The 13,734-nt window shown below is 74.8% G+C and carries 8 protein-coding genes; 5 read left to right on the top strand and 3 right to left on the bottom strand.

All coding sequences use genetic code 11. The annotated features are described in order from the left end of the window. The first annotated feature begins 51 nt into the window (after positions 1 to 51). Positions 52 to 375 (top strand): hypothetical protein, encoded by a 324-nt coding sequence (locus ACQPYD_RS28105; protein WP_267946525.1) that lies wholly within the window; start codon positions 52 to 54, stop codon positions 373 to 375. Between the two features lie 18 nt (positions 376 to 393). Beyond that, positions 394 to 4,500 (top strand): TcpE family conjugal transfer membrane protein, encoded by a 4,107-nt coding sequence (locus ACQPYD_RS28100; protein ID WP_433698425.1) that lies wholly within the window; start codon positions 394 to 396, stop codon positions 4,498 to 4,500. A 159-nt stretch (positions 4,501 to 4,659) separates the two neighbouring features. Here the strand turns inward: ACQPYD_RS28100 and thpD are convergent, their stop codons facing one another. Continuing rightward, on the bottom strand, positions 4,660 to 5,565 hold the full coding sequence (gene thpD, locus ACQPYD_RS28095) for an ectoine hydroxylase (RefSeq protein WP_433698424.1): 906 nt from the start codon (positions 5,563 to 5,565) through the stop codon (positions 4,660 to 4,662). 510 nt (positions 5,566 to 6,075) lie between these two features. Here thpD and ACQPYD_RS28090 point away from each other — a divergent pair. The 3 genes from ACQPYD_RS28090 (at position 6,076) to ACQPYD_RS28080 (ending at position 10,686) form a co-directional block, all read left to right on the top strand. Then, a complete protein-coding gene (locus tag ACQPYD_RS28090) occupies positions 6,076 to 6,735 on the top strand; it encodes a GmrSD restriction endonuclease domain-containing protein (RefSeq protein WP_433698423.1) in 660 nt (219 codons plus the stop codon). A 246-nt stretch (positions 6,736 to 6,981) separates the two neighbouring features. Continuing rightward, entirely contained in the window at positions 6,982 to 9,450 is a 2,469-nt protein-coding gene (locus ACQPYD_RS28085; protein ID WP_433698422.1) for an ATP-binding protein, read from the top strand. A 195-nt stretch (positions 9,451 to 9,645) separates the two neighbouring features. Next, entirely contained in the window at positions 9,646 to 10,686 is a 1,041-nt protein-coding gene (locus tag ACQPYD_RS28080; protein ID WP_433698421.1) for a hypothetical protein, read from the top strand. 24 nt (positions 10,687 to 10,710) lie between these two features. Here the strand turns inward: ACQPYD_RS28080 and ACQPYD_RS28075 are convergent, their stop codons facing one another. Together ACQPYD_RS28075 and ACQPYD_RS28070 are read right to left on the bottom strand one after the other, a co-directional pair. Beyond that, entirely contained in the window at positions 10,711 to 12,528 is a 1,818-nt protein-coding gene (locus tag ACQPYD_RS28075; RefSeq protein WP_433698420.1) for a protein kinase domain-containing protein, read from the bottom strand. A 431-nt stretch (positions 12,529 to 12,959) separates the two neighbouring features. After that, a complete protein-coding gene (locus ACQPYD_RS28070) occupies positions 12,960 to 13,490 on the bottom strand; it encodes a hypothetical protein (protein ID WP_433698419.1) in 531 nt (176 codons plus the stop codon). Positions 13,491 to 13,734 lie beyond the last annotated feature (244 nt).

The following is a 13,734-nucleotide window of genomic DNA, read 5'->3' as shown; positions in this document are numbered from 1 at the left end:
CGAGAAGAACCATGAGCACACCGGTCACGACAGCGGAGGACGGCGCCTGACATGCTCCCCCTGCTGTCATCCACACCTGACGTGTTCCATGCCGTCGGCGCCACCGACCTGCTGACCCTCGCGGTCGAGACCACCCCGACGGAGAACGCCCCCGACACCGGGGGCCTCGCCGACTTCCTGCGCGGCTTCTTCGGGCCCCTCTTCCTCGTCATCGTGTCCATCGTGGCGGTGTTCTTCCTGTTCACGAGGGAGATCACGCGATTCGCGCAGTTCATCATCCTGGCGATCTTCATCGGGATCGTGTTCTACGTCCCCGGCATCATCGAGGTCATCGCAGTGGCGCTCGCCCGAGCGATGGGCGTATCGACGGAATAGGCGAGGGAGGCCGGGAACGTGGATCTGCCCACGTACACCAACATCTGGCGTATCGAGAAGCGGCTGTACAAGCTCTACGATTTCCGGCTGCCCATGCCGCTCCCGGTGGGCACGTTCGGGGTCGCCCTGGGCGTGTTCGCGCTCTGGGTGGTCCTGCTCAGCATCCTCAACGCGCCCTTCGCGTTCGGCAACGGCTGGCACCTGGTGCTCTGGGTCGTGCCCCCCGGGGTGATCACGGTGCTGGCGACGCGGCCGGTCGTCGAGGGCAAGCGGCTCACCGAGCTGCTCATCTCCCAGGCGCGCTTCCTCGCCGAGGCCAGGGTGTACACCCGCCTGGCCCCCGAGTACGAGCCCTCCGAGGTCCGCGTGGCGGTGCGCGTGTGGCACCGCGACCCCGAGGCGGGCCCCCTGGCCGTGCCCAGGCGCCGCCGCGCCGGGCGCCGGGCGGTGGAGGCCGCCCCCGCCGAGGTCCCGGCCGAGGAGACCGCGGCCGTGCGCCCCGTGCCCGCGGCCGCGCCGCCGCTGCCCGGCCTGGCCGAACGCGTCTCCGCGTCCGCGCCGGCGGTCGAGGAGGCCCCGGCGCCCGCCGCGGCGGGAAGGGCGTCCGGGGGCGGGGACCGCGAGCCGGTCCGCGTCTCCGCCGCGCCCCTGCTCCCGGCCGCCGCCGTGAGCGCGTCCGCCGCGCCCTCCCGGGTCGCGTCCCCGGGGGAGAGGGCCGCGCCGGAACGGACCGGGAAGTCCGGAACCGCAGGGGCCCCCGCGCGCGAGGAGCGCGTACCGGTCGCCGTCGCGTCCCTCGCGCGACCCGGCGACCGGGCTCCGGAGGACGACCGGGACGAGGCGTTCCACGCGTCCGAGGCCTCCGGGGGGTCCCACGGGGACCCCGGCACGCCGGACGGTCCCGACGGGCCGCGCCGCGGGGTCGGCCGCCGCGTGCTCAACTACTTCGGCTGGGGCCTGCGACCGGAGCGCCCCGCCGCCCCGGAGGAGACCGGGAACGGCGACGACGGCGAACGGGACGCGTTCGACGAGGAGCCGGTCCACCGGACCGAGAACGACGAACAGCGCGACAGCGACGCGTGGTTCGCCAACCTGCGCGCCTCCTCCGGCGAGACCCCCGTCGGCCTCACCTCCAAGAACGCCTACTCCCTCGGAGACACCGGCGCCCTCAGCCGGGACGAGGTCGCCGACGCCGTCGCCGGGAACCGGGGACCGGGACGGGAGCGCCGCCGAGCCGAGGAGGTGATGTCCGCCCCCGACCCCGAACCGCAGGACGACACCCCCGCCGCGCGGCGCCTGCGCGGCCGCACCCAGGGGATCCGGGTCGCGAAGGACCTGGAGGAGCGCCGCACCGAGCAGGTGCGCGAACGGGGCCCCGAGGAGCGGCGCCCCGTCCGTGCCCAGGGACTCGGCCTCCCGGAAGCGGGGACCGCGCCCGCCCCCGGAGAAGAGGACCGGACCCCCGAGGGGCCCCGGGTTCCGCGCCGCCGGGGACGCCCGCACGCCGCCCCGTGGGACCTGGACGAGGGGCGGGCCGGGGAGGGCCCCGCCGACCACGCGGACCTGTCCGACTACGCGGTCCGCTTCGCGGCCGCCACCGGTCGGCCCGCCGCGGAGACCGCCGTGCCGTGGCTGCCCCCGGCCGCCGCCTCCCCGGCGGAGGCGGACCGGGTGGACGCCGGGCACGCACCGGGCCACGGGAACGGCCCGGCTTCCGACCAGGACGCGCGGGCCACCGGCGACGCCGCCCACGACACCGCGGAACCCGGGGCCCCGGCGGCCTCCGCCACGGTCTCCGAGGCCCCCCAGACCCCCCAGGCCCCGGTCGCGCGGGAGGAGGCGCAGACCCGGAGCCCGCGCCCCCCGGAGCCCCGCGGAACGGGGCCCGCGGCCGACGACGCGGTCGGCGCCGAGGCGGCCCGCACCGCGGCCGCGGTCCCCGCCCCGGAACTGGACCACGGCACCGGCGAGCAGGACGCCATGCCCCGGAGGCCGGAGGAGGAGCCGGAGGACCGGGGCCCGGAGTGGGACGCGCACATGTCGGTGCTCGACCGGCACCTCATCACGGCGGACACCCCGGCGCCGCCCCGCCCCAAGTTCGCCGACGCCGTCCCCGGCACCGAACGGGACGCCCCCCGCGACCCCGGCGAGTGGTTCGAGGACGGGAAGAAGCGCCACCCGGACCAGCCCAGGGTCGGCGACCGCGGTAACCCGGTCATCCCGGCCGGCGAGCTGCGCGAGGACGGCGCCGCCGTGTCCGGACCCGCCGACGCCCCCGGCGCGGAGTCGGCCCGGACGGAGGCCGCGGCGCCGGCGCGCCGCGCGCCGGAACCGGAGGAGGCGGCCGGGCCGACGGAGGCGGTCACGGAGCCGGACGCCCCGGGGGAGGGGGCCAAACCGCCCACCCAGCTCGACCACGGGACCGGCGAGCTCGTCAGCTTCGCCGAGGTCCGCGACGAACCCGGGCGGGCCGACCGCAACGTGCGCGCGGACCCCGACGCGGGGACGGCGCGCCGGCGCACGGTCTCCGACCTGGAGGAGGCCGAGGCCGCGGCCCTGGCCCGCCGCCGCGCGGCCGCGGTCCGCGACGCCGGGCGCGGGGAGGACGGCCGCGCCGACGGAGTCCGCCCGGCGGGGACCCGCTCCGAGATCGCCCGCTCCGAGGCGGCCGGTCCAGGGGAGGAAGCCGCGGCGGAGGCCCCGCGGACCAGGTGGACCATGCGCGCCACCGGCGCGGCGGAGGAGGCGCCCGCCCGGGAGGACGCCTCCGCACCGGAACAGCGGGACGCCCCCGCCGACGCGGACGGGCACGAGAGCGCCGCCCGCGACCCCAGGGGCAACCCCAGCATGGCCGACGCCCTCGCGGCGGAGGGCCCCGGACCCGAGGACCTGTGGTCGCGGGGGACGGGGGAACCCGGCGGCACGGGCACCGCCGCGCCCGCGGAGGCGGCCCCGGACGCCGGCGACGGGGCGCCCGGCACGGGGCAGGACCCCCGCCCGGACGCGGAGTCCGCGGACGGCGCCGACCCCGGTGACGGCGTCTTCCACCGGGTCGCCCAGAACGCCCGCAAGCTCGGACAGCTCTTCGGGCAGCCCGTCCCGGGCGACGAGCCCGAGCCGTCCGCCCGGGACCCCCGGCCCCAGCTGGAACTCGACCACGGCACGGGCGAGCAGGAGAGCCTGGGCGACACGCCCAACGGCGTCCCGTCGCAGCGGCCCCGGCCCTCCGAGCCCGTCAGGGAGCCGGAGGAGCCCCTCCGCGGCGAGCCGGGCGGCAGCGAGTCCGGCGGAACCCGGGGCTGGCGACGCCTCGCCAAGGTCGTCACCGGCGGGGCGGCGCCCGTCCGCTCGGACCTGCCCCCCAGCGACATCGAGCGACTGCGCACCCCGCTGGAGGGCCCGCGCAGCCTCGTGGTCCTCGGGTGCACCGGTGGGGCGGGGCAGACGGTCACCACCCTGATGATCGGCCACACCCTGGCCGCGCACCGCGACGACCTGGTCGTCGCGGTCGACGTCAACCCCGGACCCAACGGCCTCTCCCGCAGGGTCGGGGCCCAGACCCCGGAGACCCTGACCGCCCTGCTCGCCAACGCGGACGCGATCGGCGACTACGCCCGGATGAGCGGCTACACCAGCCAGTCGGGCACCGGCCTGGAGGTCGTCCAGACCCTGGACGACCCCTACGTCCAGACCCTGGACGACCGCGACTACGGCCAGCTCGCGTCCCTGCTCGGCTCCTTCTACGGCATCACCCTGCTGGACCCCGCGGCCACCGGCGTCGCGCGGGCGCTGCCGGTCGCGGACGGCCTGGTGCTGGTCGCCCCGGCCAACGCCGACGCCGAACGGGCGGTCTCGATGACGTTCGACTGGCTGGACGGCAACGGCTACAACGCGCTGCGGGCCAACTCGGTGCTCGTCGTCAACGGCGTCAGCAAGCGCAGCCTCAAGGACGTCGACGCCGCCGAGCGGGTCGCGCGCGGGCGCTGCCGGGCCATCGTCCGCATCCCGTGGGACGACCACCTCGGCTCGTCCTACACCAGGATCGACGTCGGGGCCCTGCGCCCGGCCACCAAGCGCGCCCACGGTGCGCTCGGAGGGGTCCTCGTCAACGCGCTCGTCCGGTAGCGGCCGGACCCGGCCCCGGGCGCTCCCCGGCAAGGGAGCGCCCGGGGCCGGAAGACGAGCGGCGCCCGGAGCCCTCGAGGGCTCCGGGCGCCGCTACGGCACGGGGGCGGGGTGAACCGCCGCGCGGGCAGGAGCGGGGCCCGTCCGCGCGGCGGTGGTTCAGCGGCCCACGGGGGTGAAGTCCCGGGAGGCGATGTGCTCCGGGCGCGGCCCCGAGGAGCCGAACGGCGCGGTGCAGGCGTTCTCGACGCTGTTGAACACCACGAACACGTCCGACCGCGGGTGCGGCGTGATGTTGTCGCCGGAGCCGTGCATGCAGTTGGCGTCGAAGACGGTCGCCCCGCCCGCGGGACCGGTCAGCACCTCGATGCCGTGCTGGTGGGCGAGCAGCGAGAGCGAGCTCTCGTCGGGCACGCCGACGCCCCGCGTCTTGGGCGGGGTCCGGTGGTGCGGGCTCGGGGCCGGGTCCACGCACGAGACGAACGTGCGGTGCGAGCCGGGGATGGCCATCAGGGCGCCGTTGTGGGGGTGGTTCTCGGTCAGGGCGACGGAGAAGCTCACCGCCCGCATCCGGGGCATGCCGTCCTCGGCGTGCCACGCCTCGAAGTTGGAGTGCCAGAAGAACGAGCCGCCGCCGAAGCCGGGCTTGTGGTTGACGCGGCTCTGGTGCACGTACACGTCCGATCCCAGGATCTGGCGTGCGCGCCCGACGAGGCGCGGGTCGTTGACGAGTTCGGCGAAGACGTCGCTGAGCTCGTGCACCGCGTAGACCGACTGGACGCCGCCCGACTCGGGGTCGACGACCACGCGGTCGTCCCCCCGGAGGCCGGGATCGGCCGACAGCCGCTCCAGCTCGGCGCGGTAGGCCTGGACCTCCTCGCCGCTGACGAGGGAGTCGATCTGGGTGTAGCCGCGCCGGTCGTAGTCCGCGATCTCCTCCGCGGAGAAGGGCCCGCCGTCGGCAGACCCCCACACGGTGGGGGACCTGCGGTACAGGAGTGCGGGCTCGTGGGCCTTGCGGGTCGGGTACTCGTCCGCGGTCGGTATGTCTATCAGGAGAGTCATGGCCTGTCCCCGTGGGGTTCGTCCTCTCTGAGGTAGACGGCGTTCCCTACGACATGCGAACTTAACAAATATCGGCCCGGATTTCCTGAATGGCCGAAGGCTCCCGTGTTTGTCGTTTACATTTTCGGGTAGGACCGTTTTACTTATGGGCTGAAACGCATAATCGCGCTCTCCCCGGCCCGGTCCCCCGCCCGTCCCGGGCGTTCGGATCCTCCGGGCCCACCTGCCCTCCGTCACCCTCGGTGTCCCCGTCCGGCATGCCCGGGCGTCCGTGCAGGTGGCCGCACCGCCGTCACAGGCAACGAAACACGCCGTCACCCAGGGCGATTTCCTTGTGATCTGGTTCACGAGTATTTGGTACAGCCCTTGGGGCAAAATTAAGGGGGCGGACGCGGGGGCGTCACTTCCGAACAGGTGCGAATTCCCTGTCCGAGACTGGCGCGGAAAGCGCCGTTTACCCCACAGTAGTGGGGTCCTTTGTTTCCTCGACCCGCTCAAGAGGAGAAGAACGTGACCCCCTTCCCCCGCGCGGTCCCGCGCGTACTCGCGGCCGCCGCCGCGGCGACCCTCGCCGCCGTCATCGGATGGTCCCCGCCCGCCGCCGCGGACCACGTCCTGCCGCCCAACATCCCCAGCACCTCCGAGGCCCGTACCCAGCTCGGCTCCCTGACCGTCGCGGCCAAGGGGCCCCAGACCGGCTACGACCGCGGCCTCTTCCCGCACTGGAACGTCGTCGACAGCCCCTGTACCGCCCGCCAGGTCGTCCTGCTCCGCGACGGGCACGACGTGGTCACCGACGACGACTGCCAGCCGACCTCCGGCAGCTGGTACAGCGCCTTCGACGACTCCTGGGTGTACGACGAGCCGTCCGACATCAGCGTCGACCACCAGGTGCCGCTGAGCGAGGCGTGGAAGACCGGCGCGGCCGACTGGTCCACGTCCCGGCGCGCCGACTTCGCCAACGACGTCACCAGCTCGCAGCTGTGGCTCGCCACCCCGTCCAGCAACGGCTCCAAGGGCGACAAGGACCCGTCCCAGTGGATGCCGACCAACACCTCCGTCCACTGCGACTACGTCAAGTCCTGGATCAACGTGAAGTACGTGTACGACCTCACCGTGACCTCCGCGGAGAAGTCCTCCATCCAGGGCACCCTCGACTCCGCCTGCTGAACGGCGACCGCCGCCGCGTGACCGCGTGACCGCGGTCCCCGGGGCCCGCCCCCCCGAGGCGGGGGCGGGCCCCTCCCGCACGGACGCGAGTCACGTTTTCGCGGGGATTCTGGCGCGCCGTAACCCCGTCCGCTTCTACGGCCCCGGCACGATGCTCCACTATGGGGGGTGGCACAGGCGGCAGGCCCGGGTGCGTCCGCCGTCCGGGCGCACCCCGACACGCGACGCGACCAGAAGGGCTCAGAGATGACCGGTACCAGGGGGACCCGCGGCGCGACCCGCCTCACGGTCCGCTACTTCGACGACCGCGTGCTCTTCAGCGACAGCGAGGCCTGGGCCTACTTCCGGCTCCCGACGGTGTCGTACGAGTTCACCACCCCCGAGGAACGCCAGGCCCTGGCCACCAACATCACCATCGCCCTCGCCGCCATCCGGATGAACGACGCCGAGGTCCACCTGCGCGTCGCCCACCGCACCTACCCGGCCGCCCAGTGGGCCACCAGCCTGGACGGGACCTCCGACTCCGGCCCCGGCTGGTACGACTACCTCGACGAGATGTACCGGCACGTGTGGGCCAAGGACTTCTGGACCAAGGAGGTCTACCTCGGCGTCCGCCTCGGCCTGCGCGGCTCCGGCACCGGCCTCGGCCTGTTCTCCCAGGTCTTCGGCGCCTACCAGCGCACCGAGGAGGTCCTCGGCATCAACGACGACGCCGTGGACGACAAGGAGATCGCCCGCTGGACGGACCAGTCCGAGCGGCTCGGCCGCGCGCTGGCGGCCAGCTCCCTCCACGCGCGCCACGCCACCTCCGACGAGATCGCGTGGCTCGTCAGACACTCGGTCAGCGGCTCCGCCGAGGAGGTCAGGCCCTCCGCCGCCGGCCGCCGCACCTGGGGGCGCGGCGAGATCGAGGCGCTGGTGGACGGGGTCGTCCACAACGGCCGCTCCATGCTCCGCCTCGAACAGCCCTCCGGCTCCACCTACGTCGCGTTCCTGTCGTTCGCCCGCTTCCCCGACCTGATGCCCTTCCCGGACGGCGAACCGTGGCTGCACCACGCCGACGCGCTCCCCTTCCCCGTCGAGGTGTCCCTGCGGATGAAGCTCATCCCGCCGGCCAAGGCCTCCAAGGACGTCGGCCGCAAGCTCGCGCACGCCCGCGACATGGACGCGCACATCCGCGAGGCCGGGGTGGAGGCGCCCATCGCGCTCGCCGAGCAGATCGACGCCGCCCGCATGCTGGAGCACGGCATCACCAAGGAGCGGCTGCCCTTCGTCTACGGCTGGCACCGGCTCATGGTGTCCGCGCCCACCGAACGCCTCCTCGTCCAGCAGGTCGAGGCCGTCGTCGAGCACTACCGCGACATCGGCATCGACGTCATCAACTCCACCGGCGACCAGTTCTCGCTGTTCAACGAGTCCCTGCCCGGTGACCGCATCCGGCTCCAGGCGTACGCCCAGCGCCAGCCCCTGCGCACCATCGCGGGCGGCATGCCCACCGCCACCGTCGAGGTCGGGGACCGCGTCGACCGCAGCGGGGGCGGCTGGGTGGGCCCCTACATCGGCGAGAGCATCGGCCGGGCCCGCTCCATCGTGCACTTCGACCCGATGGTCGCCGCCGCGCGCAACCGCCCCACCGCCATCGCCATCACCGGCGAGCCCGGCGGCGGCAAGACCACCCTGGCGCTCCTGCTCATCTACCAGCTGGCCCTGCGCGGGGTCACCGTCGCCGCCATCGACCCCAAGGGCGACGCCGAGTCGCTCGTCGAGCTCCTCCGGCGCCGGGGCCGCAAGGCCAGGATCATGTCGCTGGGGTCGGCCCAGCCCGGGCTGCTCGACCCGTTCGCCTTCGGCGACGACCTCGCCGCCAAGAAGACCATGGCCACCGAGACCCTGCGGCTCCTGCTGCCCCGCATGAGCGAGGAGCGCGAGTCCGCCATGATCCAGGCGGTCGCCGCCGTCGCCAACCAGCCCCGGCCCTCCCTCGCCAAGGTCGTCGACCACCTCGTCTCCTCGCCCGGAGCCGCCTCCCGCAACCTGGGCGCGGTCCTGCAGTCCATGTCCGAGATGCGGCTCGCCTCGCTGTGCTTCGACCCGCAGGGCGAGGCGCAGATCGACACCGAGGGCTGGACCACCGTGTTCACCCTGGGCGGGCTCACCCTGCCCGACTCCGGTGTGGGCCGCGACGACTACTCCTACGAGCAGAGGCTCTCCGTCGCCCTGCTCTACCTGGTGTCCCAGTTCGCCCGCCGCCTGATGAACGGCCTGGACCGCCACCTGCCCAAGGCGATCTTCCTGGACGAGGCGTGGGCGGTCACCTCCACCCCCGAGGGCGCCAAGCTCGTCCCCGAGGTCTCCCGGATGGGCCGCTCCCGCAACACGGCGCTCATCCTCGTCTCCCAGAACGCCGGGGACCTCCTGAACGAGCAGGTGACCAACTGCCTCTCCTCGGTGTTCGCGTTCCGCTCCAGCGAGCGCTTCGAGGTGGAGAGCGTCATGGCCCTGCTCGGGATCGACCCCACCGAGGACCACCTCGCGGTGCTGCGCAACCTGGGCAACGGCGAGTGCCTGTTCCGGGACCTGGACGGCCGGGCCGGGCGGATCGGCGTCGACCTCGTCTCCGACCGGCTGCTGCGCTGGCTCGACACCAACCCCACCCGGCAGCGCCCGGGCGAGGAGGACGACCTGGTGGCGGCCGGACACGACGAACCGGTCTGACGGGCCCGCGTCGCGGGCGGGACCCGCAGGTGGCGGCGGCCCCCCGCGGGCCGGGCGCCGGACGCGGCAAAGGCGTCACGGGCGGCAGGTTCGGGGCGGCCCCGGGGTGGGCATCTCCTCTTTTGTCGGGCTCCTCCCCGGGTGCCCGCCCCCGCCCCGCCTCCCGACAGACCCACCACTCACGAGGGACCGCCCATGAGTGAGGACGTCATCCGGCCGCGACCCGTCATCGACCCCTCCCTGCCCGAGGAGCTGCGGGAGGAGGTCACCTGGCAGGCGCGCGCGCCCGACCGCTTCCCGCGCCGGTACGACACCGGATCGGCAGGGCGCCGGGCCCGGCTGAGGGAGGGCGGCGTCCAGCTGCTCGGGGTCGGCTTCACCACGGCACTGGCCCTGTTCACCGCCGGGTGGTACCTGGGCATGGTGATCGTCAGCATCAGCCTGGTCGCCTACGTCGCCGCCCTCGCCTGCCGCGGGGACGCCCACCCCGCGGTGCGCGCCACGGGGGCCCTCGTCGGGGCCGGCGCCGTCGCCGCCGCCCCGGTGTGGCTGGCGGACGCCGTCCCGCAGGACCCGTTCCCGGGCATGCCCTGGGCGCTGTTCGGCGTCCTCGTCGCCATGGTGGCCGCCGACGCCCTCACGTCGGGCGCCGGACGGGCCGTGGAGGGGCCCAGGCAGCAGTTCGTGGTCCTGTCCGACGACCTCGCCGAGGCCGACCGCGCCCTGGTCGCGGAGGTGCAGCGCACGATCGACCTGGTGTCGGACGCCCGGGCCGACCTCGGTGCGGACGCGCTGGACACCGACCGGGCACTGGCGGTCCTCCGCGAGCAGGAGTGGCGGATCGCCTCCCTCCTCGCCCGGCAGCGGGAGCTGCGCCGCGCCCACGCGCGCCGGTGGCAGCGGGCGTCGTCGCCCAGGGTCCGGGACGCGCTCAGACCCCAGCGGGAGCACCTGGGCGCGGTCGAGGACGCGGTCCGCGCCCGGGTCGCCCAGATCACCGCGTACGGGGTCCTGGTCGAGCAGGCGGTCGCCGCCCACCGGGAGTGGGAGCAGTGCCAGGAGGCGGTGGACTCCACCGCCGACTACGTCGACCACCGGGTGTCCGCCGGGTTCCTCGGCACCGCCTCGGCGGACGTGTCCGAGCTGTGCGCCACCGCCGAGTCGGCCCGCAGGGTGCGCGACGAGCGGGTCGAGCGCATGCGCACGGCCGACAGGCTGCTCACCGCTCCCGAATGAGGCCCCGCTCGGCCGCGGACCCGCTCAGGCGACGCCCCCGCCGAACCCGAAGTGGGTCCGCACCCGCTGCGGGAGCAGCAGCAGGCCGCCGATCGCCACGTTGAACACCAGCACCAGCACGTAGAACGCCAGCTGCTCCGGGTTGTAGATCAGTACCGAGAACAGGCCGAAGAACAGCCCGATCGCCGCGATGCCCTGGACGATCACCACCGCCCCGAACACGAGGCGTGAGCGCAGGACCGCCCCGGCCGCCCCGATGACCGAGTAGGACCCCCACAGGCCCAGGAGGAGTACCGTGCCCCAGCCCGTGGGGCCCCCGTTGACGGCCTCGGCCGCGAACAGCACGGTGAGGAACAGCAGGTAGGCGGCGTTGAGCGCCAGCATCGCCGCCGCGACGAGCACTTGCACCGGCCTGCCCGCCGCGGGCGCGCCGTGCGCCCACGCCCCCCGGGCCCCGGGCGCCGGAGGCGCACCGCTCCCCGAGGCGAAACCGGTGCGGCCGGAGCCGTGCCCGGGGGCGGCGGCCCTCCCGGTCAGGGTGAAGTGCCCGGTCCCCGGCGCCGCGGGCGCGTGCGGGGCCTGCGCCCCGTACCGCCCGGCCGGCTGCTGCCGGTACGGGCGGCCGGGCGCCGTCATCGGGTGCGGGGTGTCGTGCGCCCCTGTCGCGGCGGGTCCCGCGGGGTTCGGCCGGTGCGCCGGGTGGCCGCCCGAGGCCCCCGTGTGCGCGGGCGGCCCCTGGGGCTCCTGGTGCCCCGAACCGCCGGACACCGACGGGATCCCCATCACGCCGGGCACCGTGGGGCCGCCCGGGGCCCCGGGCCGCAGGGTGTCCGGGAAGGCCGCGTGGCCGCCGGTCGGCTGCCGCTGCGCCGGGTAGGCGCCGCTCGGGCCGGTCTCCTGCCACCGGGTCACGCCCGAGCCGGCGCCGCCGGGCACGGGACCGTCGCCCGGGGCGCTCTGCGGACCCGTGCCCGGGGCGGGGTCCGCGCCGCCCGTGTACGCCCGTCTCTCCCGGGCCAGGAGGGCCAGGGCCTCCGCCGGGTCGGGACGCCGTTCCGGGTCCCGGTCGAGCAGCGCCCCGATGAGGGCCCTCAGCGGCGCGCTCGCCGGGTCCTCGCCGTATCCCGGCACGGACAGCGGCGGCGGCATCGGCGCCGTCAGCACCGCGCTGATGATCCCCGTGATGCTGTCCCGCTTGAACGGGGTGTGCCCCTCGAGCAGGGAGTACAGGGTGACGCCCAGACTCCACAGGTCGGACGCGGGCAGGGCGCGCTCGCCCTCGAACCGCTCCGGCGCCATGTACTCGGGCGAGCCGATGTACACGCCGGTCTGGGTGAGGGCGGCGCTGCCGTCCACGTTCGCGATCCCGAAGTCCGTCAGGACCGTGCGGCCGTCGTCGGTGAGCATGATGTTGGCGGGCTTGACGTCGCGGTGGGTGACCCCCGCGGCGTGCGCCGCCCTCAGGCCGCCGAGCAGCGACCTCGCCGCCTCCTCGACCTGCTCCACCGGCATCGGGCCGTGGCGGTCCAGGTGGTGCTGCATCGACGCGCCGCTCAGCAGCTCCATGACGATCCAGGGGCTGTCGTCGTGCTCGAGCACGTCGTGGATGGTGACCACCGACGTGTTGGTGATCCTGGCGGTCGCCTGCGCCTCGCGCAGTGTGCGCGCACGGGCCTCGGCGCGGTCCTGCGGGTCCATGCCCTCGGGGAGGAGGACCTCCTTGACGGCCACGTCGCGCCGGAGGGAGGGGTCCCAGGCGTGCCACACCGTGCCCATTCCGCCCGCGCCGAGTCGTTCGCGCAGCTCGTAACGGCCGACGGTGCTACGGCCGGGAGTGGGCATAGGGGCGCATCCCTTCTGGCGGTGGGGGACGATGCGCGGCCGATCTATCCAAGAAAGGCCCTGCCGCCGCGCCTTGCGGTGCTCGCCGCCGTTCTCTGAAGCTTTCTCACTGTAATCCGGCAAGGCCCTCCACCCCTGGGCGCGAACGGCAGGTGACCGAAAGCGGTCACTGCCGAGGGGTGTCGTTCCGGGGAGGGGGTCAGGGGCCTTCCGGGACAGTGACCACGGTACCGGTGCGGTGCGACGGAATCCCCGGCGAACGGGACCCGACCGGGGAGAGGGGCCGCTCGAACGCGAGAGCGTCCTGGTCAGGGCCATTACTGACCTTGGCCATGTTTCGGCGTCCGGGCGCTTCGCGCCGCAACTCCTCGGAACGGTGCCCCTTCCGATACACGCCCCCTTTTCTTTTCGTCACCCAGGGATACTCTTCCTTACTCCTGGTGATGAATTCGGGGCTGCTCCGCAGTTCCCCGCGGGTCTCCGTGCGGAAGGCCGACGGCCGTCGGCCCCTGGTGTGCCGCCTCCGTTCGGGGAACGGACGGTTCCAGCGCCCACGCGACCGGCAGGCGCAGCAGAGCCACCGCGCACAGGGCGGCCGCCGCCCACGCGAGCGCGCGACCGCGGACGGAGACCAGGACGAGGGCTGCGGCCGCCCCCTGGGCCGCGGCGGCGAGCGGCGGCACCCAGGCCGGGCCGACGCCGAACCAGGGGTACATGAGAGCGGTCTGGGCCAGCGACAGCGCCACGGACGCCGTCAGCAGGACGGCGGTGGCGCCGGGGCGGGGGAGCCCCGTGCCGAGCAGCACCGCGTACAGGGCGGCGTGGGCCGCGGCGAGCCCCGCGAGCCCGGCCCCGGCCCAGGCGGCGGACGCCGCCGCGCCGGCGGTGGCCGTGAAGAGGGCGAAGGCGCCCACCACGAGGAGGACCCCCGTGGCGGCCGGCGGGTACAGGACGGCGCACACGAGGAGCACGGTGGATCTCGCCGCCGGGAGGGGTGGTCCCGCGGGCCCTCCGGGGCCATGGGTCGGGTCGGCCGGGCCTGGTCGCGGAGCGGTCATGCTGCGTCCTCCGTGCGTGTCGGTGCGGGTTCGTCCGGCGGCGGAGCCGTGGACCGGTTCGGCGGTTCGGTGGGGCGCGTGGTTTCGGCCGGGCGCCAATGACAGCTCGGGGGCCCGCAGAAGACCGGAGTGGAACCGGGTGCCAGTC

Origin of the sequence: Nocardiopsis sp. CA-288880 (assembly GCF_050955985.1) — a bacterium.
GTDB lineage: Bacteria > Actinomycetota > Actinomycetes > Streptosporangiales > Streptosporangiaceae > Nocardiopsis > Nocardiopsis tropica.
This window is presented reverse-complemented; position numbering and strand designations above follow the sequence as displayed.

What these genes read in the sequence shown, in the direction of transcription:
- ACQPYD_RS28105 (WP_267946525.1), top strand. Translation starts at nt 52, where the DNA reads ATGCTCCCCCTGCTGTCATCCACACCTGACGTGTTCCATGCCGTCGGC.
- thpD (WP_433698424.1), bottom strand. Translation starts at nt 5,565, where the DNA reads ATGACTCTCCTGATAGACATACCGACCGCGGACGAGTACCCGACCCGC.
- ACQPYD_RS28085 (WP_433698422.1), top strand. Translation starts at nt 6,982, where the DNA reads ATGACCGGTACCAGGGGGACCCGCGGCGCGACCCGCCTCACGGTCCGC.
- ACQPYD_RS28080 (WP_433698421.1), top strand. Translation starts at nt 9,646, where the DNA reads ATGAGTGAGGACGTCATCCGGCCGCGACCCGTCATCGACCCCTCCCTG.
- ACQPYD_RS28075 (WP_433698420.1), bottom strand. Translation starts at nt 12,528, where the DNA reads ATGCCCACTCCCGGCCGTAGCACCGTCGGCCGTTACGAGCTGCGCGAA.